Source organism: Rhodococcus qingshengii JCM 15477 (assembly GCF_023221595.1).
Lineage (GTDB): Bacteria > Actinomycetota > Actinomycetes > Mycobacteriales > Mycobacteriaceae > Rhodococcus_F > Rhodococcus_F qingshengii.
Window position 1 is genome coordinate 89,216 of the sequence record NZ_CP096567.1, and the last position, 18,684, is coordinate 107,899.

Genomic DNA, 18,684 nt, shown 5'->3' on the forward strand with positions numbered 1-18,684 from the left:
ACATGAGGTGCGATCAACCGAGTGCGCCGCGGAGGTGCGCTGCGACAATGTCCTCGATGCGGGTGGTGAGGTCGACGTTTTCGTGCAGGACCGCTGATGCGTTGACGGCTCCGATGGTGCCGGCGCACAGGTTCCATGCGAGTCGGTGTGTGGTGGGCGTGTCGGTGAGTTCGCCGGTGGTGATGGCGGTGTCGATGATGTCGCTGATGGCGTCGACCCAGTGTGCGAAGCCGGCTGCCTTGTCGATGGTGGGTTCGAGGGTGAGTTTCATGCCGGCCCGCACATTGGTGTCCTCGGCGATCTGACGAGCGAGGGACGTGAAGATCGCTGCCAGCTTCTCCCCCAGGCTAGTGCGCGGGCCAGCCGCCAGTGCTTCGCTGACGGTTTCGTCGAGCGTGCGGTTCCAGTCCGAGATGACGTGCTGCGCGATCGCTTCTTTGGATGGGAGGTGGTAGTACATTGCGCCTTTGGCGAATTTTCCGGTAGCGCTGAGGGTGTTGATGCTGGTGTGGCCGTATCCGTCGGTGTCGAAATGCCGGGCTGCGACGACGATGATCGCTTCGCGTGTTCGCACTGCACGGTCCTGCATTGCCGAGTTCTTACTGCCGGGGACGCGACCGATCCGGTGAGTTGTCGTGGTGGCAGCATTTTCCGGGACGTTCGCCGATTCGATGGGGCTGTTCACAGAGATGCTCCTTCGACCATGCGAACGGGTCCGTTCCACACCACATCAGCAGTAGATCGTCGATCCGCCTGCTGATGGTGTGGTTCTCGTCGAGGCTGGCGGCCACCTGCACAGCGCCGACGAAACCGGCGCAGAGAGTATCGGCAAACCGCGACACGGCGGAGTCGAGGGCGCCGGAACGACTCGCGTCGACGACGATCGGTTCAATCGCAGCGGTCCACGCTTCGTAGGTGGCGCGGGCGCCGCCGAGCGACTTGTCGACGGACAGGATGAGGCCGGCGCGGATGATCGCCTCGTTTTGGGTGCGGCGGGCGAGTTCGCGGTAGATCATCAGTACTTGCCGGTCGGCGGGTTGACCGGTTGCGATCGCTTTCCCGACTGTCGCGGTGACTGCGTCGGACCAGCGGCCAAGCATCTCCCTCGCGATGGATTCCTTCTTCGAGAAGTGGAAGTACATCGCGCCCTTGGTGACCGGGGCGAGTGTGACGATGTCGTCGATGGTGGTGCCCGCGTATCCCGTTTTGCTGAACAGGGTTGCGGACGCCTCGAGGATCGCTTCGCGGGTGATTTTCGCTCGTGGCTGCATCGGTGGTCGGCCGGTTTTTCCGTGGTCGATGCCTTCGGAGAGCTCGTTATGATCGTTCATTGGTCACAGGTGCTTTCTGTGGTCATCGGCCCCGGCGGTGTTACAGCATTGTCGGGGCCACCTTTGTTGGTGAGACTTGTTCAGACGGTGGTGAGTTCGCGGTCAGCGATGTTCTCGGCGGACCGAAGGTCGGGCAATGGCGGGCTCGTGAATCCTGCTTCGCGGGCTGCGGTATCGAACTTCTCGTACCGTCGCCATGCGGTCGATGTCGCGACAGGCGGTTTCGTTTCCAGAGCGATGGTCTCCCACGTGAGGTTCGGGTTTGTGAGCTTGCGCACTGCTGTATCTTTCACATTCTTCGCGAGATTCGACCGGGATTCGACCGGGCGCTCAAGGACATGAGGTCGTCTATGTCGGCATCGGTGTCGGCCTGTGCTTCTTCGGCATCGCGGCGGGCTGGGGACTCCGCAGCGGTGTCTTGGGAGTCGAGGATCTCGTCCAGGTCGTTCATCGTTTCATCCACGAAAAAAGGTTCCGCATAGTCCGCAATAGCGTCGTCAATGCAGGCCTTCGCATCCGCCGTTGTGGCGTCTACGTCTAGATCCGACTCCCGATGGTCCGCAATATTGTGGGCGAACTTCTCGCAGGGCTGAGGGACGCGGATTGGTCCCCGGCCTACGGTGAGGTCAGACGCAGTACTCTGTGAATCCTCACTTTCGGTGGCATTTTCGACGATCGCACGGTAAGTGGCGTAGGCCGTTCCGACTGCCTTCACCAGGATTGTGATTCCGTGGGTGAATGCCAAGACCAGGGCCGGCGGAATGATCGCTATGGCCGCCGCAATGGCCGGCGCAAGTGGAATGAGCCCAAGGTCTCCCCCACCATCGATTGACTCCTGTACGGCGATTGCTGCGCGATAGGCGTGGTAGGCGTTTCCGAGGATGCTGATCGCGACGACGCTGACTGCGAGGGCGATGTAGAAGCCTCTGTCGCGTTCGTTCATGTTGAGCGTGCTGATGATGACGATGGTGGCGCCGAGGATGGCGCTGTCGACGATCGCAGGGAAGATTCAGGTCAGGTGTTCGGGGATCAGTGCTTGCCGTGCGAGGTCGCGTTGCACGGCGAAGGAAAGTACGAATGCGCCGGTGGTGGTACCGAGCGCAATGACGATCGCGAGTGCCAGTGCGGCGAGCAATGCGCCTAGCTGAATGCGAGCTGCCCGAAGGCTAAAGTCGGTCATGACTGGGTTCTTTCCTTCCAGGGGCAATCGGTGGTCGTTCCACGGAAGCACCCTTCGGCCCGCCAGTGGGGGAGCAGAACGGGCTCGCTCACAGCCCACAAGTCATCGGGAATCTCATCGGCGCGCAACACATATTCAGCATCGAGCATCAATCTTTCGCGCTCCTAATTAACGACAAACTAGCCGATGGAAGAGTCTGCGAACACCGCTGCAACGAACCCCTGTGCGTTCTCGTGGAGTCGGAGCACCTCAGCCCCCCCAGACCGCGTACCTGCGATACGCGGTCGCCTGTGGGACCCCCCCGGGATATTTCCGCAGGGGTGTAGACGCAGGCCGCCAGCCGTTGAAGCGAGACTTCACACCGTTGCCGTCGACCATCACGTGGTCCGTTCCCTCCATCCGCACCTTGTCGCCGACCGTGAGCCGCACTCGCGGCCCGATTCACGGAGAGTCGAGCAGCTCGATTCCGTAGTCGGCGACGACGGCACGCACCTCGACGAGGTAGCGCTGTGCCTGCGCCGTGAGCGGGACCCCGGAATGGCTGATCCAGCCGATCTCGATGCTCTCGTCCACGGCGAGTGGGATGGCGACGATCTCGGGGTCGAGATCGTCACTGATGATGCCGGTCGAGATCGTGTAACCGTCGAGTCCGATCATGAGATTGAAGATTGTCGCGCGGTCGGAGACCCGGATTTCCCGCTTGCTCGACAGGGTGGAGAGGATCTCTTCGGCGAAATAGAACGAGTTGTTCGCGCCCTGGTCGAAGGTGAGCCGTGGCAGGTCGGCCAGATCATCGAGAGCGACGCGATCTCGGGAGGCCAACGGGTTCTGCCTGGAGATGAAGATGTGCGGCACCGCGGCGAAAAGCGGGCGGAACACCAGACCGGAATCTCGCAGAAGCTTGTCGATGACCTTCCGGTTGAAGTCATTGCGGTACAGGATGCCCACTTCACTGCGGAGCATCCGGATGTCCTCGATGATGTCCCAGGTCCGGGTCTCACGAAGCGAGAACTCGTACTGTGCCGCGTCAACGGAGTCCACCATCCGGATGAACGCCTCGACCACGAATGAGTAGTGCTGAGCCGAGACTCCGAGCAGCCGACGGGACGGTGGCTGACCGAGGTAGCGCTGCTCCAGCAGCGACATCTGCTCGACGACCTGCCTGGCATAGCCGAGAAACTCCGCGCCCTCCTCGGTCAACGTCGCCCCACGGGCCGATCGAGTGAGGAGGGTGCGTCCCACTCGGGATTCCAGGTCTTTCATCGCGGCAGACATGGTCGGCTGGGCGACGTAGAGAAGGTCCGCGGCGCCGGTGATCGACCCCTCCGCCGCGACCTCGATGAAGTAATGCAGTTGCTGCAGTGTGATGCCTCTGGACTCTCGCGCCATAGCTAAATGCTATAGAGGACCATAGGAAACATTTGTTACCCGATAACTGAACTGGAACTGCAGGATAGTGGCAGAGACTTTCCGCAAGGCCGAGCCCGGCCGATCAAGACCCGAATTGGACGTTCATGTCGAACGAATTCACGTTCAGCATCACCACCGCCCGCTTCGACGAGGACTACTCGCCGTCGGAGCATTCTCGGACCACCACGAACTTCGCCAACCTGGCCCGAGGCGAACACCGTCAGCAGAACCTCCGCCGAACCCTGGCGATGATCAATGACCGGTTCAATGGTCTCGCACGCCGGGACAACCCGGGCCTGGACCGCTACGCCGTCGAGCTCGAGATCGTCTCCGCGGAGCTGCAGTTCAGCTCGGACGGCGCGGATCACCGGCTCCCCCTGATCGAGGTACTGGATATTCAGATCGTCGATCGCCTCACCGGCGCACGATTCCCGGGGATCGTCGGGAACAACTTCTCCTCCTACGTCCGCGACTTCGACTTCAGTGTTCGACTGCCGGCAGTCAACGAGGGCGCCTCTGAGTTCACTGTGCCCGGCGACTTCGGTGACCTGCACGGCAAACTGTTCCAACATTTCCTCGACTCCGAGGCCTACAGGGAACGCTTCGCGGTCGATCCCGTGATCTGCATCAGCGTGTCCACAAGCCGGACCTACCACCGGACCCGGAATCACCATCCGACCCTCGGTGTCGAGTACCAGCAGGACGACTACTCGTTGACCGACGAGTACTTCGGGAAGATGGGGCTGCAGGTCAGGTACTTCCTGCCGCCCGACGGTGTCGCCCCGCTCGCGTTCTACTTCCGCGGCGATCTGCTCAACGACTACACCGACCTTCAGCTCATCGGCACGATCAGTGTAATGGAGACCTTCCAGAGGATCTATCGGCCGGAAATCTACAACGCGAACTCGCCCGCCGCTGAGATCTACCGACCGACCCTGGATCAGCAGGACTACTCGCCTACCCCGATCGTCTACGACCGCATCGAACGCGATCAGCTGGCAACCAAGCAGGGCAAGTACACGGAAGACCACTTTGTGAAGCCCCACCGCGAGTTACTCGAACAGTGGGCCGCCCGCTTCCCCGTTCTCGTCGGATGACCACCGGAGGAAAGTCGACCATGAACCAGATCTTGCCCACGTCCATCGTCGGCAGCCTGCCCAAGCCCTCGTGGCTCGCCCGGCCTGAAACCCTCTGGGCGCCATGGAAGTTGCAGGGCGATGAGTTGGTCGAAGGCAAGCAAGATGCACTGCGTATCGCCGCCAAGGAACAGAGCGATCGCGGCATCGACATCGTCAGCGACGGAGAGCAGACCCGTCAGCACTTCGTGACGACATTCATCGAGCATCTCGACGGGGTCAACTTCGAGCAGCGCGAGACGGTTCGGATCCGCAATCGTTACGACGCGAATGTGCCTACCGTGGTCGGCGCAGTGAGCCGCTCCAAGCCGGTCTTCGTCGACGACGCGAGATTCCTCCGGCAGCAGACCGATCAGCCGATCAAGTGGGCACTCCCCGGCCCCATGACGATGATCGACACGCTTTACGACGGCCACTACCAGAGCCGCGAGAAGCTGGCGTGGGAGTTCGCGACGATCCTCAACCAGGAGGCACGAGACCTGGAGGCTGCGGGGGTCGACATCATCCAGTTCGACGAGCCAGCGTTCAACGTCTACTTCGACGAGATGAAGGACTGGGGCGTGGCGACGCTGGAAAGAGCAACAGAGGGATTACGCACCGAGACTGCAGTACACATCTGTTACGGCTACGGGATCAAGGCGAACACCGACTGGAAGGCCACCCTCGGCTCGGAGTGGCGACAGTACGAGGAGTCGTTCCCCCTCCTGCAGCAGTCCAGCATCGGCATCATCTCGCTGGAATGCCACAACTCCCACGTCCCGATCGACCTCGTCGAACTCGTCCGGGGCAAGAAGGTCATGCTCGGTGCCATCGACGTGGCGAACGAGAAGATCGAGACTCCGGAGGAAGTCGCCGCCACCATTCGGAACACTCTCAGGTTCGTCGACGCGGACAAGCTTCTGCCGAGCACGAATTGCGGCATGGCGCCCTTCTCCCGAGGCATTGCACTGGCGAAGTTGAGCGCGCTCAGCGCGGGTACGCGCATCGTTCTTGAGGAGCTATCGACCGCGAAGTCCTAACCTGTTGGGCCTCATCTCACCGGTTAAGAGCGGGCTGCTCAATGTTTGATGCGTGATACGGGGTATGTGTTGCGCGTCGACGAGATTCCCGATGACTTGGGGGCTGTGATCAAGCCCGTACTGGCGGGCCGAAGGGGGCGAGTTCTGGGCCGGTCCACCGCAGAGTGGTCAGAAACCAGTGACCGGGGGTGACGAGGTGTGGTTATGCCAGCCGCCGAAAGGGCCAGCAGCCTTGTTCGGTTGGGGAGCTGTGGTGACACGGTGGGCAAGTACCGATCGCAGCTATCGTCTCCTGGGGTAAAGGTAGTGATGACGACAGAATCGGCGGATTACAGGCCTCCGATCGATATGCCGCTGCACGTCAGCATCAGGTGGTCGTAGGTTCATCTCGAACGGGAAAGCTACGCGTCCGGTTGCGGGCTCAGTATCGGCCCGTCTGATTATGCAACGGCCGGTCGGGTACGCCTCGGGCGTACCGAACGCCACTGTTTGGGCTTTCACGCAAGTCAAACGCATCATGAAAATTAACGAGCACCACCGTGTGAGTCTCGGAATTATGTGGCACGTTCTTCCTGAATTATTTGGCACGATGGTAGCCGTCAGGCACTCTCACCTTGGATCCTCGGTCGAGTAGGAGGTGGGCGGTATCTCGGACCTCTCTGTGTTGAGATCCGCCAACCCGGCATTCTCCGAGCTACCGAACAACTCCTCGACGCGGCGACTGTTCAGAAAACCACTGATCAACTGCCACAGTTCATCCGCGAACGCCGGGCATCTGGTCCGACCAAGCGAAGCAAGAGCACGAACGCATCATCATCGTCATCATCGAGCGCGGCCACGATCCCGCGCTCGGCGATCACCCTCGAATCATCGGGGTACACCCCGCTCAGGAACTCCAGCCCATGCAGATAACCGTCGGGTTACCTGTTCGGGCGCATCCCCTCATTCTTCCACCACGATCACTCCTGCAAGATCGGCGGCGTCAAGTATTCCAGCGCTGCTGAGCAGGCCCGTCTGATCACATCTGTGCCCGGTGGGAGTGGGCCCGAGGCATTGTCACGTTGACGAGCTATCGAGGGCCAGCTGGCACGATTTCGATCGTGACCACCACCGCCGCGCCGTCGTACAAGCGTCACCACCGCTACCCCGGCGAGATCATCGACCATTGTGTGTGGCTGTATTTTCGGTTCACGATTTTCGGTTCACGCTGAGCTTTTGCGACGTGGAGGAACTCATGCTCGAACGTGGTGTCGTGGTCTCCTACGAGACGATCCGGCGATGGTGTGACAAGTTCGGGCAGGCCTACGCGAATCGGCTGCGTCGCCGCCGTGCTCGCCCCGGCGACAAGTGGTTCCTCGACGAAGTTTTCGTCCGGATCAACGGAGTTCAGCACTACCTGTGGCGTGCCGTCGACCAAGACGGCACAGTCCTGGACGTGCTAGTTCAGTCCCGTCGAAATACCAAGGCGGCCAAACAGTTCTTCCGAAACCTGCTCAAGGGCTGCTGTCGGCCGGTGAGTACCGGCAGGTGTTGGCTGATCAGTTCGCCGTATGACGCGAGGCTACCGGTAGCGCCGTCGCCGCCTGAAAAGGCGCCTGCGACAGGGCCGTTGCATCACCACGCATCCGAACACACTCTGTCACCGAACATTCACGTTAATGTGACAATCCCCCAGGACGGACCCTACTGTTCGACTGATCTCTCGGCGTCTTCGAGCGTCCCCTGTGTTCGCTCGATGACGGTCGATCTAAGCTCACCTCGACAACACAACTTTCACCTTCACGGGAGCAGTGATGAGACCGCGATCCATCTGGCTCGCCGCACGATCGGCCGAACTTCGGGCCGCTCTGCTCGACCTCGGGCTCACCGTCACCGACGACCAAGCACAGACAATTCTCGCCGACAAAATCTCCGAACACATGACACTGACGGGTGTCAGTCGCCGTACCGCGCAGAATGCCTTCACGGATGAGCGTCTCCTTGCATTCGCCCAATCACTGGCGGTCTCGCTCTCCGACGAAGCCCCCGGCGCCGACCTCATCGCTTTCGAACGCAGTATTTCCATGCCGCTTGCCGCCGTCGGACTCACCACCGCAGCACTGGCCGAAGCGTTGAAAGTTGCCCATATCAACCTCGACGACATCGAAGCCGTCACCGGGCTGTCACTGCTCTCGACCCTCGGCATGATTACCGCCGACGCTCGCACCTCCCTCGTTCCCACCCCACGTCCACTGCTCCTGCGCATCGCCCGGTACCTCGATGCGGCCGCGGCATCCATCCTGCGCGGCGCGAACCTCCCCGACGGACTCGACGAAGCCAACCGCTCCTACTTCGCCGACATCCTCGCCCGGGACGCCGACGGAATCCGCACCCTCGCCAACAGCGACGGCGACGACACCCCGCCACTGTGGCGCACTCTCGACTCACGCTGAGCACCGAGAAGTAGACGGAGCTGCTGCTACGCCCCTCACCGAATCTGCCACTCCGTCGAACGCCGTCGATGCCGCTCCTCCGAAGAGCCCAGCGTCCTTAGCCAACCCTGCGCCGAGGTCGCCGCCGACCGCAGGGCAAGAGCACTCCTCACCCCCGGGGTAACAGCCGATCAGCATTGACGCAGTAACATTCCTGCTCGTGGTGCGCTGCTTTCCGCCTCGGTTCCAGCGCACTACCCACCCCACGACAGGCAGTCACTTCATCTCTTGTGCCTGCATGATTGACATGTGCAGGAGCTACCCGTGACCTTCCCCGCCAAGCGTCTGACCGCCGCACTCGAACAACTACCCATCAGTGATGACGCCGCCATGTGCCAGCTTCTACGCACCACCTTGCTCGATCACGCCCAACATGGTCGCGACATCACGGAACCCACCCTGCTCGGACTGCTCGCCGTCACCAGCGCCCTGGAACAACGGCTCACCCGACTCGAAGCAACGATCCAACCCGCACCACGCAGGAACCCGCACCCCTGAACAAGCCGATCCCGACGGCGCGGCATTAGCCTCCACCGACGGCACCCGCCAGAGCGGTGAAGCGATGAGCGAAGCACTGACCTAGCTGAAAGACAACCGTAATCCGGTTCGCAGTTCGTCGGCTCCGCGGCTGATGCGGATGTCCGGCAAAATTCATCGAGAGTGCGGCGCCCCACACACAGGCATCATGCCGGCTCCGGCCAGCGCGATCGTCTCGGTCATGATGTCGCGCCGAACCTTCAGTCGTTCTCTGAAACTGATCACCGCCTCGGCCACCGAGGGCCTCTCACGCGCTGGAGCTGCACCGGTGTCCGGGCGATGCACTGCACGGTGTGATTGTGCCGGTGCATCCTCTTGCAATCAGTCAGCTCGGCTCGTCCATCGTCCAACCTGAAATTCTCATGGAATCCGAAGTGACCGCAGTTCTGAGCTGACGGAAAAACGTGCGGACACGAAATCGCTGTCACCTCGACGCGCAGAGGGTCGCCTCGGCAGTCGGCGACGTGTGCCCTTCTTGCTGAGCTGTGCCCATGTTTGGGGCCTACACATTCCGGTTAACTGGACGGGGGATCAAATTCCTCGTTCGAGGGTGCGATCGCGGACATCGCAGGGGTTCGCACCTTTTCTTCGTGTAACAGGAGCCCCATGCCCATGTGCTTCGAGCAGGCGACCGTCTCACCGACCGCCTCGTCCCTGTCGCTGTCCGTTCCGGCCTCTCCCGACCACCTGTGGATGCTCCGGTCGATGGTGCGCACAGTCGTGTCTCGTCATCCTCTTTCGCGGGATGCACTCGATGATCTCGTCCTCGCCGTGGACGAAGCCGCTGCCATTCTCGTCAATCACGCCCGCAGCGCGAGCGCTGTGGTGTGCGTCGTCGACAGTGGTCCCGGCTCACTGCGGGTGTACCTGACCGCCACCACCCACGCTCCGGTCGACGCCCTTAGTTCTTCGTTCGGATGGTTCGTGCTCGCCGCCCTCGTCGACAACGCGACACTCGACCAAAAACCCGCAAGACCATCCGCGGCGAACGAACTGTCCGTCACCATCAGCGTGGAAAAAGCCTTCCCATCAGGCGGGTGAGTCCCGCCGATCACCCGGATCGAGACGCACCGGACCCGACACGTTCCCGGGGCCGTTCCGGCATGCGATCCATTACATTTTTTCATTCACTGTAACGATCGTCGATGTGGTGTCGATAGCTCTAGTATTGCTGTGGGGGGTAGTGGAGTCGACGAGTTGCTCGAGTACATGCGTGTGAGGTCACCTCGGCTTCGTAGTCGCATCCGCTCCGAAGCCGAGGTGAAAACTCATGCCTGCAAGTCGTCGTCGCCGTGCTGCCGCTCTCGCGGCGTACCTGGCGCAATTCGCCGGCATCGCCAGGGCCGAGGAGAGACCGAATGATTCTTTGTATGCAGGGCTTTCAACCGACGAACTTCTCCAACGCCATCAGGACTACCTGCAAGCGTTGATCTGGGCGCAGGCGACTGCCTTCTCCGACGACGACGACGAGGCCCTCGCTGCGATGAGCCGGCGATACACCTTTCACTCCGCCTAGGGTCGACCTCGCCGTTCCGTCGAATTACCCGGGACGTATTCGAAAGATTCGCGCGCCGTCCCTTCCCTGATGATCCGCATGACGTTCGATACGCTCCGGTTGAGCAGCCCCACTGCGCGAAACGGGGACGCTGCAGCCACCTGAAGCGTGCGGCAGTTGCCAGGGAGGCCCGGCGGAACGACGGCGACGTCGATACGGAGGCAGGGCCCCTTCTACGCGAGAGGAGTGCAGAATCTCGAAGATCAACGCACCGAATCCGGCCACAGGATACTTCTCTACGCGGTGCCGATACTGCGGAGATCTCGTCTACGAAGGTGACTGGATCACGCCCCGGGAGCGTCACGAGGTCCAACAGCATCACCGCGAGCTGTGCTTGGCGCCGCTGCCCGATGCCAACGAAGATGCAAGCCGCAGGGGCACCCTGTCTACCGTCGTGCTGACGCTCGTGCGAGCACCGCAACCGTCGCCTCATGCTGCAACCGGGTGAGGACCGAAAAGGGGTCTCACCGAGAAGACCCTGCCAAGAAAATCAGTTCAGAGAACAGCACAGCTGGTTTCGAGCACCGGGACTGCGAGAACCGGAATGGACCTCTCAAGGATCGGTCATTGCTCCGGAGAACCCGTGGTCCGTCGACCTCCTCGAGTCCACCATCGACGCCCACTCACACGAGGGCATCCACGTGCAGAAAGAGAGCTCGGGTATCCGTGCGCGGGTTTCTCTGATGAGATGACCAGCATGAAGAAGTTGCTGGTCGTTGCCGCGATAGCCGTTGGAATCACCGCGTGCGCAGACAAGGACGAGACTCCACCGGAGTTGCAAGAATCTGCTGTGCCCACTGTCGGCGCATCTTCTTCCACCCCCGCTCCTACAGACGAATTCGGGGAGATGATGAACGAGGGCGCGCAAGCGCAAATCCAGCAACGCCCCGAGGAAGCTGCCCAACTCGCTGCCGATTTCGCCTCCATCACCGGGGAGCAGGTCACTGTCGTGGCGGCGCAGCAGATGTCGAACATCGTGTGTCTGGACATGGAGAACGCCCAAGGGCCGGGAGCACTGGGGGCCGTCTCCGCCGCGATGGCGACCGAGACCGGGGTCAGTGCGGAGATGATGACTCGTGTCGCTGAAAGAGCAGTGGCATACCGGTGCCCGGAGTTGGCGACCAAGTAGAGCCGCCCCTGATCCGGCACTGTTTGAGAGCGGCACCGATCGGGAACCAGTTCTCACGGTCGCAGGACGGTCGCCTCGGCCGGCTTCGGGCGTGTTCGAACCGCACGGTTCGCCGCAGAAGTCCACCGGCCCGCCGAGGGAGCCGACACTCTCCTCGGCGGGCCACTGACCACCACATCTATTCTCTACGGTGATCCACGACTCGTCGATACAGACGGTTCAGGCAATGCCGCCAGAAAACGGTGGTGCCCGCCAGCTCACAAGTGAGCGCTACGCCGGCGGGCTCTGCACGCCGTGAGAGACCAACCTTACGACGCACAGTCTGTAGCACTGACGCTGCTTCTCTTACGGAGCGACTCCAGCATCGGTGCCAAGGTTCGATGCGCGCCGATCATCAGCCAGCGAGCTCCCCACCCGGAAGCAGAACAGGTGACCGCCGCGCACAGATCGAATCACTCAACGGACATCCCTGGCGCTGCCGGCGCGCCTGACATGACCCTGAAATCAGGAAATCCTTGTGCAGTAGTGGGTTTCGCAGTTATGTTTCCTGCGGGCGCCCGTCGACCGGCTGGTCACTCGACGGGAGGCGGGACGCCCGTCTCCCGCGACTGCAAACGCGTCCTGTTCCTCTCGGCGTTCGTCGTGCTGCACGATTCTGCCAGTCGCACCTACTACGACCGAAAACGAGTCGAAGGAAAGAAGCACACCGCCGCCCATCTGCCTCGCCGGAAGTCGCTGCGATGTTCTCTACGCCATGCTCAAGAACCATGAACCCTATCGATCACTCGCCGTGACTGCCGCTTGACGAAGACAACATGGCCCCCGGCAACTCATCGTCCGACGCTCCGAACCGTCGAACGCCCGTCGGTTTCCCAGCTGCACTGCACCAACTCCAGTGCCACGAGCGCCGTCAGGTTGGTCACTTGATCGTGCAAAGCGGCGCGAGTCCAACGGCGCTGGGAACGCCCATCGCCCGCGCGCATCCCCCGCCCGGAAGCGTGTGCCTGATGTTTCGAAGCTGCGCGTTTCCAGGTAAGTCAATCGGCAGGATCATGGCGCTCTCGTCGTCATCGGCGCAATCGTGGCAGCCGTGATCGTTCTGCGCCCGTCACCGGGCAACTCGAACGTGGACAATCCAGCAGCCGCTGGCAGCACATCCTCAACGACCACGACTGCCGGACCGGTCACCGACGCCGGCACCGTCAAAGCGGCCCTCCCCACAGCTTTGAGCAGTGCCTCCGAAAACTGTCGCCAATCCACCTTCACCACCGACGGTGCCCTCGTGATCAGCTGCGATATCAAAAAATCCAATCAACTCGCCGAAAGCTTCTCCGAATACGGCAATCGCTTCACAGCCAGCCTCGACCTGAAACAAGCAAAAAAGACACTTCTCGGATACGGCGAATACGACTACGGGAACTACACCCTGGTCGAAAACGACTCCCGCACAGCAGGAGTCAACATCAGTGACGGCGCCACCGGACAAGTATCGGGAAGTTACGTCAACATGGAAACAGGCCTCACAATCGACGTCTACAGCATGACCGACAGCGCTGCTGTCACTAGCTTCTTCAAAAAGACAGGGCTCCTCTGATTGTCCAGTCCACCAAAAGCCGAGCCACGCAGGACGAATGTTTGACCACCACGACCCCGCGATTCCCATCCCGAAAGACTCTTCCCACCCGCGCCTCACCTAGCACGATCACGCTCGCCCGGCCTGCCGGCTGGCACTCCACCACGTCGTGAACAGACCAAGCCATCACCACGGACGAAGAAACAACCGGCGCTCGAAGTAAAGAGACCGAAGACATGAGATGCCCGCCAGCTTTCGTCTCGACTGTGCCCGCCGCACATCACGAAGCGCTTTGGCAGATGATCCATTGGCGGTCATACCAAGTTCCTCACTCTCCGACGAAGGCCGGGTCTGTACCGTCGCCACGCACCCGACATATTCGGAACGTGTGACAATCGGGACGAGGTAGAAGCCCGCCGCCCCCGGCGAGTGGACAGCCGGAGGGCAGGCCCTGCGCGGACGAACTGACCACTCAGAATCACCGCAGCAACAAGATGCTAACCAAATTCGAACCCGAAATGCCAGTTTTCCTGCAGTGCTCAATGTTTGGGATCTTCGTCCACTATTCCGACGACAGACGTGATAGGTCAGGAGTGCACACTGAATGAGGGGTGCATCCGCGAATCCGTCGATGACTCAGAGGTCCGAGAGAAGCGATTACAGGACAGGCGGGCAGTATGGCGGTGGTGCACCCGATACCGGACACGCGGTGTACGTGCCGAACCAAGGACGATGAAACCCGAATCCGAAATGACCGTCGCTCAAGGTGCCAACCACACCAACGAAAACCCTGGTGATTCAGCCGATACCGAGTCAGAGGCCAGCGCCGTACCCGTGGACGCGATGACCGCTGAGTGTCCATCGCGGCATCGGCGTAGGAGCAGCATCCTGAGTCGGTGTCGGAACGACTCGACTAGCCACCGAGCTTTTCGCACCATCACGACAGAAGTACTGTCGTCAAAACTCACGCCCCCCCGGGAGAATTCAGTAAGCAGCGCCACACCGATATCGAGTCCACGAATCCATGAAAAAATTCAGGCCATGCGGACAGGATTCGGAGTGTGGATTCGTGATCAGATCGATGCTCGGGGCTACGAGAGCACCGAGGAGGCTGCCCGGGCGCTAGGGGTGTATCCGTCGTTGCTGCGTCATTGGGCAACGATCGTGCGATCGCCGTCCCCGCAAGTTCTTCGGCAGGTCGCAGTGTTGTTCGATGCGCCCATACAAGACGTGCTGATCGCCGCCGGCTACATGACCATGCCCGAAGAAGAGAACCGCCCTCTCTCCCCGACCAGGATGTCGCTGCAACAAATGTCGAACAAGCAAATCCTCGACGAGATATGCCGCCGCACAGTAGGAGACACCGGAGGACCCCCTATTCCAGTGCGAGTGAACGGAGTACTTCACACCCCAGACGGATGGACCAGCACACCTTAGGCGTTCCGCCCCTCGGTTCGTTCGCTGTATCGAGACCAATTGCTAGCAAGCCGAGTCGTCCTGCCGCTCGTCGGACGCACTCTCACTGCCGCGCTGGCAAGGGAAGCAAGCAGCGAGTGGGCAGAGCAGACCACGTAGGGTCTTCGGCAACCGCACCCCGACGATCGAGGCGATCACCCGGTCCCAACAGCACCAAGTTACTGCAGATCGAGGTGCAGCCGCAGCGCGTCCTCGAGTGCGGCGAAAGTCTCCATCCCGACCTTGCCGACAGGTTCAGGATCCAGACGCCGAACCGATACCGAACGCACTTGCTCCGCTTGTGCTTTCGACGCTCGCGCCAAACCTGACTCGTCGGACTCGACAATCACCTGAAACGGAAACACGTGCACAGTATTGGTAGTCAACGGAACCACGGTGATCACGCCCCTGCCGAGATTTTCTGCAGTAGCGTTGGCCCGGTCGTTGCTCACCACCACCGCCGGTCGTCGTTTCGCCGCTTCACTGCCCTGCGCGGGATCCAGATCCACCCAGTGAATATGCGCGCGGCGAATCATTCGGTGTCTGCCGTGACAGCGTCCCACACTTCATCTACGTCATCTTCAGCAAAAGCTGCGGCGTAGTCACGTTCGAGTCCGGACGTCGAGAGTAGGCGGAGTGCGGCTCGAATTCCTGCCGACCGGCCACGAAGTCCGTGACCACGCACATACTCGTCAAGTAGGTGCGCATCCTCGTCAGGGATACTTATGGTGAATTTCGTGGTCATACTTTAAGCGTACCAAAGTATGATCTGATGGCAACTGGTATCAGCAACACAGCTCAGCCAGTAAGACAAACCCGGTTCGAAGGAAGCAGCAGATTGGCTCAAAGGCGTCCGTACCGAACTCTTCCGTCGTATGTACGACGAACCGATTCATCCTGCAAACCTGTGACTCGAGAGTGATCCCGTTCTCCATGCCGACGCCGAGATATACCAGGCCAACATCGTCCGATTGCTCGCCCGCGGGGCGCACCGGGAACCTGCATACGATTTCCGCCGCACCGACCACAGGACACTTCGACCTGCGCTTCCGTGGTGTTTGCTAGGCGACCGCCAAACAGCCTCGGGCAGCAGGGTCTGACGCTGCTCTCGCCGAATGGACTCGCAAAGCGTTCCGGGCTTCCGATGCGCCCTATTCTGCCGGCGTCAGGTCGTCGTCGCTCGCGAAGACCAGGCACCCGTCATCGAGTGCGATCGCCCACCGCTGCACCGGAGCCCAGTCCCGCCCCACCGAACCGCGGTCGATGACCATGTCCTCGTAGTCCTCGATCACCACACCCGTGCATGCCACGGTGCCACCGGCATCGGAGTCTGACACCGTGATTCGCACACGGGAACCTACTGCAGTCACATCTTTGCTTTTGCCGTTTTTGTCGGTCATCTTCCTAATACTGACAGAGCAACTTCGCGGCAACCGCGTTCGGGGCTCAGCGACGCGGTATCCGGTATCGCGGTCGGAGCCGGTACCGCAGTGATGTTCCGCTTCGTGCTGCGGACAATCATCACCAGGAAATAAGCTACTACGCTGGTCAGCGGCGCGGAATAACTCTGCGGCAGTCTTCGTTGTAGAGGCTGTCGGTGCTGACGTTCTTTGCCCCGGGTACCACCGAAAGAAATGCCGCTTCGAGCGGCCACTTGCCGAGAGGCTCAAGACGGGCACCGACCCGGTGAAGCCGCTGGACACCTTTCGGTGTCGGCCGCTTCGTCAACTCCGTCGGGAGACCGAGGATTCGTCGCAGGCTGTGTGCATCACTTGCTTGCTGCGAAATACGCGACCGCGACTGAGACTGCATCGGATCGTGTTGCCACGACGGTAAGCCATTCTCGGCGTGCTCAATTCGGATAGACGGCAATCTCAATGAGATTGCCATCCAGATCCCGACAATAGTGCGACACCATCTCTCCGAGGGCACCTAGCTTGGTCACGGGCCCGTCGAGCACCTCCACCCCACAGCTCTCCAGGTGCGCGCTGACAGCATCCGGCGAAGCCGACGTGACGAAGCACAAATCCTCGGAACCCGCCGCCTCGACGGCACCTGTGGTCCAGCCCGGGTCTTGCTCCACCGTTCCGAGAGGCCTCAAATTGATCTTCTGATTTCCGAACTTCACCGCAGTGCGCGCCGTGGGGCCGAATCGCTCGATCGTCATTCCGAGTACTGTCGCGTACCACCAGGCTGTGGCATCGACGTCACGACAGTTGATCACGATATGGTCAAACCGCTCGACCGAGAATCCCATGGTTGTGCACCTCATTCGTCACCGTAAACAACTCGACGAAGTCACCCTACAGCGACGTCCATACCTGCGTTCTTGTACATAATGCCCCGCTTCAAGCGGCCATTTGCCGAGAGTCTGGAAGAAAAGCCGGTTCCGTCGTTTCCGATGTAGATGAGCGATCTGGAGTCATCGTGGGCGCCGAGGATCAGTGATCCGATGCCGCCGGCGGCGTTGCCGGATCCGGGGACGAATCCGCAGATGATTCCTTCGGTGTTGGCGCGGAGTGGTGTTTTCAGCCAGCTCGGGGACCGTTTTCCGGGTTGGTAGGTCGAGGTGACGCTTTTGGCGACGATGCCTTCGAGGTGGTGTTTGCGGGCGACCTGGAGCATGGTCGGTTCGTCGACGTTGAGCCAGTGGGGTGGGAGTTTGATGCGCGGGTGTTCGAGGCTGAGGTTGGCGAGCGCTTCGCGGCGTTCGAGGTAGGGAAGGTCGGCTGTCGATGTTCCGTCGATGTCGAGGACGCCGAAGACGTAGTAGGTGGTCAGGGCGTCGTTGCGAAGTTGGGTGGTGGGTTTGAGTACGTGCATCCGGCGTTGCAATCGGGAGAAGGACGGGACACCGTCGGGTCCGAGTGCGACGATCTCGCCGTCGATCTTAATCTCAACAGGGTCAGCTCATCACTACTGGTGAGATGATGCATGACCGTGGATGGGCAGTAAGCCACTGAGGTTCTCGGTGAAGCACTAGAAGGTGATCTGGGATTTTCACTGCTGCGGCGAAACACTACGAGAGATCGGGCGGGTCCTCGACCAAACGATCATGTGTTCTGTGAATCTTCCTGCTCAGGCAGCGACCGGTGCCGAGGGGACGGTTACGCGAACAGTACGCCACAGCCACACCCGCATGTAGTTCTCTTAGCGCGGGTGTGGCTGTGGCGCAACTACATTCCGAGTCAGGGAGTGACGGTGATGCCGGGCGCGGAGTTGAACTTGAGCGCCCCGGTCATCTTCGCTGTTCCGGCCCCTGCTGCCGGGCATGATGCGCTTCCCCCGTTGGAGGTGAAGTTCACCGTTCCGGTGTTGTTGGCGGTGACGGTATGTGTTGTTCCTGTAGGGCACGGGGCCGGCAGTGCTGGCGGTGACGTCGATGACGCAGCCACCAGCGACTACATGAGCTCCACCGTTGGGGATTTTGATACTTCCCATCGGTGATCCACTGTCTGCGTTGACGTTCAGAGCCCAGGAACCCGACGTGGTCATCGTTGCCGGCACACCTTCGAGGTCACATCCGGACAGTCCCACGCTCGCGATGTTGATGCTGATGCCGCCCGTTCCGGAGTTTACGTTACCGGGCGCTGCAGGGGTGATTCCGGTTCCGCTGACGCTGGTGCAGTACAACTCGAGACCGCCAGTTGTCACGAAACTGAGCCCACTGCTGGTGGCCGTCACCGGAGTGGCTGTGGCGGGGCTGATCGTGGTGGACGCTGCTGCAATCCTGGATGCAGCGATGGTCAATGCGGCTGCTGCCCGACGAGCGCAGAGGCCTTGCCGAGCATTGTGCGTGATGACAGGTGATGCGCCGTTCTGTCGAATACCTTTGGGGTGAACCGTCAGTCGAAAGAAGTTCAGGCGGGTGTGATCTCTACCCGAACT

22 protein-coding genes and 1 pseudogene are annotated in these 18,684 nt (G+C 61.0%); 12 read left to right on the top strand and 11 right to left on the bottom strand.

Going from position 1 to position 18,684, the window contains the following annotated elements:
• Positions 1 to 13: 13 nt before the first annotated feature.
• From M0639_RS31400 to M0639_RS31415, 6 genes are all read right to left on the bottom strand, one after another.
• Positions 14 to 685: a TetR/AcrR family transcriptional regulator gene (locus M0639_RS31400; protein WP_064075471.1), complete on the bottom strand. Its 672-nt coding sequence runs from the start codon at positions 683 to 685 to the stop codon at positions 14 to 16.
• The gene (locus M0639_RS31405) at positions 600 to 1,331 is read right to left on the bottom strand and encodes a TetR/AcrR family transcriptional regulator (protein ID WP_231915202.1); all 732 of its coding nucleotides are present in this window, start codon (positions 1,329 to 1,331) and stop codon (positions 600 to 602) included. The genes M0639_RS31400 and M0639_RS31405 overlap by 86 nt, the downstream gene beginning before the upstream one ends.
• Before the next feature lie 80 nt (positions 1,332 to 1,411).
• A complete protein-coding gene (locus M0639_RS35260) occupies positions 1,412 to 1,609 on the bottom strand; it encodes a hypothetical protein (RefSeq protein WP_428481021.1) in 198 nt (65 codons plus the stop codon).
• A gap of 11 nt (positions 1,610 to 1,620) precedes the next feature.
• Entirely contained in the window at positions 1,621 to 2,274 is a 654-nt protein-coding gene (locus tag M0639_RS35265; RefSeq protein ID WP_428481022.1) for a hypothetical protein, read from the bottom strand.
• Between the two features lie 66 nt (positions 2,275 to 2,340).
• On the bottom strand, positions 2,341 to 2,511 hold the full coding sequence (locus M0639_RS35270; protein ID WP_428481023.1) for a hypothetical protein: 171 nt from the start codon (positions 2,509 to 2,511) through the stop codon (positions 2,341 to 2,343).
• Positions 2,512 to 2,952: 441 nt separating this feature from the next.
• Positions 2,953 to 3,900 carry a LysR family transcriptional regulator gene (locus M0639_RS31415; RefSeq protein WP_064075469.1) on the bottom strand — a complete coding sequence of 316 codons (948 nt, stop codon included), beginning with the start codon at positions 3,898 to 3,900 and terminating at the stop codon, positions 2,953 to 2,955.
• Positions 3,901 to 4,025: 125 nt separating this feature from the next.
• On the opposite strand from M0639_RS31415, the gene M0639_RS31420 reads away from it, so the two are divergent.
• The 10 genes and pseudogenes from M0639_RS31420 (at position 4,026) to M0639_RS31470 (ending at position 14,778) form a co-directional block, all read left to right on the top strand.
• The gene (locus M0639_RS31420) at positions 4,026 to 5,018 is read left to right on the top strand and encodes a putative oxygenase MesX (protein WP_064075468.1); all 993 of its coding nucleotides are present in this window, start codon (positions 4,026 to 4,028) and stop codon (positions 5,016 to 5,018) included.
• A 20-nt stretch (positions 5,019 to 5,038) separates the two neighbouring features.
• Positions 5,039 to 6,076 carry a methionine synthase gene (locus M0639_RS31425; protein WP_064075476.1) on the top strand — a complete coding sequence of 346 codons (1,038 nt, stop codon included), beginning with the start codon at positions 5,039 to 5,041 and terminating at the stop codon, positions 6,074 to 6,076.
• A gap of 1,097 nt (positions 6,077 to 7,173) precedes the next feature.
• Positions 7,174 to 7,577, top strand: a pseudogene (locus M0639_RS31430) (IS6 family transposase); the annotation flags it as partial.
• A 292-nt stretch (positions 7,578 to 7,869) separates the two neighbouring features.
• On the top strand, positions 7,870 to 8,508 hold the full coding sequence (locus M0639_RS31435; protein ID WP_064075466.1) for a hypothetical protein: 639 nt from the start codon (positions 7,870 to 7,872) through the stop codon (positions 8,506 to 8,508).
• A 303-nt stretch (positions 8,509 to 8,811) separates the two neighbouring features.
• Positions 8,812 to 9,045 carry a hypothetical protein gene (locus tag M0639_RS31440; RefSeq protein WP_030537927.1) on the top strand — a complete coding sequence of 78 codons (234 nt, stop codon included), beginning with the start codon at positions 8,812 to 8,814 and terminating at the stop codon, positions 9,043 to 9,045.
• A gap of 645 nt (positions 9,046 to 9,690) precedes the next feature.
• Positions 9,691 to 10,125 (top strand): ATP-binding protein, encoded by a 435-nt coding sequence (locus M0639_RS31445; RefSeq protein ID WP_156525092.1) that lies wholly within the window; start codon positions 9,691 to 9,693, stop codon positions 10,123 to 10,125.
• A gap of 229 nt (positions 10,126 to 10,354) precedes the next feature.
• Positions 10,355 to 10,600, top strand: a complete 246-nt coding sequence (locus M0639_RS31450; RefSeq protein WP_021343300.1) for a hypothetical protein — start codon at positions 10,355 to 10,357, stop codon at positions 10,598 to 10,600.
• A 727-nt stretch (positions 10,601 to 11,327) separates the two neighbouring features.
• The gene (locus M0639_RS31455; RefSeq protein ID WP_064075465.1) at positions 11,328 to 11,768 is read left to right on the top strand and encodes a hypothetical protein; all 441 of its coding nucleotides are present in this window, start codon (positions 11,328 to 11,330) and stop codon (positions 11,766 to 11,768) included.
• Positions 11,769 to 12,858: 1,090 nt separating this feature from the next.
• The gene (locus M0639_RS31465; protein WP_156525091.1) at positions 12,859 to 13,362 is read left to right on the top strand and encodes a hypothetical protein; all 504 of its coding nucleotides are present in this window, start codon (positions 12,859 to 12,861) and stop codon (positions 13,360 to 13,362) included.
• A 1,020-nt stretch (positions 13,363 to 14,382) separates the two neighbouring features.
• A complete protein-coding gene (locus tag M0639_RS31470) occupies positions 14,383 to 14,778 on the top strand; it encodes a helix-turn-helix domain-containing protein (protein WP_064075464.1) in 396 nt (131 codons plus the stop codon).
• A 197-nt stretch (positions 14,779 to 14,975) separates the two neighbouring features.
• Here the strand turns inward: M0639_RS31470 and M0639_RS31475 are convergent, their stop codons facing one another.
• From M0639_RS31475 to M0639_RS31495, 5 genes are all read right to left on the bottom strand, one after another.
• Positions 14,976 to 15,332, bottom strand: a complete 357-nt coding sequence (locus M0639_RS31475) for a type II toxin-antitoxin system PemK/MazF family toxin (protein WP_007728191.1) — start codon at positions 15,330 to 15,332, stop codon at positions 14,976 to 14,978.
• Positions 15,329 to 15,541, bottom strand: coding sequence for a ribbon-helix-helix domain-containing protein (locus M0639_RS31480; protein ID WP_054801468.1), 213 nt, complete (start codon positions 15,539 to 15,541; stop codon positions 15,329 to 15,331). The genes M0639_RS31475 and M0639_RS31480 overlap by 4 nt, the downstream gene beginning before the upstream one ends.
• Positions 15,542 to 15,947: 406 nt before the next feature.
• Entirely contained in the window at positions 15,948 to 16,196 is a 249-nt protein-coding gene (locus M0639_RS31485) for a hypothetical protein (protein ID WP_064075463.1), read from the bottom strand.
• Positions 16,197 to 16,648: 452 nt separating this feature from the next.
• Complete coding sequence (locus tag M0639_RS31490; protein WP_021343310.1) at positions 16,649 to 17,053, bottom strand: VOC family protein; 405 nt, start codon at positions 17,051 to 17,053, stop codon at positions 16,649 to 16,651.
• Between the two features lie 41 nt (positions 17,054 to 17,094).
• The gene (locus M0639_RS31495; RefSeq protein ID WP_082893307.1) at positions 17,095 to 17,691 is read right to left on the bottom strand and encodes an ATP-dependent DNA ligase; all 597 of its coding nucleotides are present in this window, start codon (positions 17,689 to 17,691) and stop codon (positions 17,095 to 17,097) included.
• A gap of 306 nt (positions 17,692 to 17,997) precedes the next feature.
• On the opposite strand from M0639_RS31495, the gene M0639_RS31500 reads away from it, so the two are divergent.
• Together M0639_RS31500 and M0639_RS31505 are read left to right on the top strand one after the other, a co-directional pair.
• Entirely contained in the window at positions 17,998 to 18,243 is a 246-nt protein-coding gene (locus M0639_RS31500; protein WP_248671243.1) for a hypothetical protein, read from the top strand.
• Between the two features lie 13 nt (positions 18,244 to 18,256).
• The gene (locus M0639_RS31505; protein WP_248671244.1) at positions 18,257 to 18,637 is read left to right on the top strand and encodes a hypothetical protein; all 381 of its coding nucleotides are present in this window, start codon (positions 18,257 to 18,259) and stop codon (positions 18,635 to 18,637) included.
• Positions 18,638 to 18,684: the final 47 nt, after the last annotated feature.

What these genes read in the sequence shown, in the direction of transcription:
- M0639_RS31405 (WP_231915202.1), bottom strand. Translation starts at nt 1,331, where the DNA reads ATGAACGATCATAACGAGCTCTCCGAAGGCATCGACCACGGAAAAACC.
- M0639_RS35265 (WP_428481022.1), bottom strand. Translation starts at nt 2,274, where the DNA reads ATGAACGAACGCGACAGAGGCTTCTACATCGCCCTCGCAGTCAGCGTC.
- M0639_RS35270 (WP_428481023.1), bottom strand. Translation starts at nt 2,511, where the DNA reads ATGACCGACTTTAGCCTTCGGGCAGCTCGCATTCAGCTAGGCGCATTG.
- M0639_RS31415 (WP_064075469.1), bottom strand. Translation starts at nt 3,900, where the DNA reads ATGGCGCGAGAGTCCAGAGGCATCACACTGCAGCAACTGCATTACTTC.
- M0639_RS31420 (WP_064075468.1), top strand. Translation starts at nt 4,026, where the DNA reads ATGTCGAACGAATTCACGTTCAGCATCACCACCGCCCGCTTCGACGAG.
- M0639_RS31425 (WP_064075476.1), top strand. Translation starts at nt 5,039, where the DNA reads ATGAACCAGATCTTGCCCACGTCCATCGTCGGCAGCCTGCCCAAGCCC.
- M0639_RS31435 (WP_064075466.1), top strand. Translation starts at nt 7,870, where the DNA reads ATGAGACCGCGATCCATCTGGCTCGCCGCACGATCGGCCGAACTTCGG.
- M0639_RS31445 (WP_156525092.1), top strand. Translation starts at nt 9,691, where the DNA reads ATGCCCATGTGCTTCGAGCAGGCGACCGTCTCACCGACCGCCTCGTCC.
- M0639_RS31450 (WP_021343300.1), top strand. Translation starts at nt 10,355, where the DNA reads ATGCCTGCAAGTCGTCGTCGCCGTGCTGCCGCTCTCGCGGCGTACCTG.
- M0639_RS31455 (WP_064075465.1), top strand. Translation starts at nt 11,328, where the DNA reads ATGACCAGCATGAAGAAGTTGCTGGTCGTTGCCGCGATAGCCGTTGGA.
- M0639_RS31470 (WP_064075464.1), top strand. Translation starts at nt 14,383, where the DNA reads ATGCGGACAGGATTCGGAGTGTGGATTCGTGATCAGATCGATGCTCGG.
- M0639_RS31475 (WP_007728191.1), bottom strand. Translation starts at nt 15,332, where the DNA reads ATGATTCGCCGCGCGCATATTCACTGGGTGGATCTGGATCCCGCGCAG.
- M0639_RS31480 (WP_054801468.1), bottom strand. Translation starts at nt 15,541, where the DNA reads ATGACCACGAAATTCACCATAAGTATCCCTGACGAGGATGCGCACCTA.
- M0639_RS31485 (WP_064075463.1), bottom strand. Translation starts at nt 16,196, where the DNA reads ATGACCGACAAAAACGGCAAAAGCAAAGATGTGACTGCAGTAGGTTCC.
- M0639_RS31490 (WP_021343310.1), bottom strand. Translation starts at nt 17,053, where the DNA reads ATGGGATTCTCGGTCGAGCGGTTTGACCATATCGTGATCAACTGTCGT.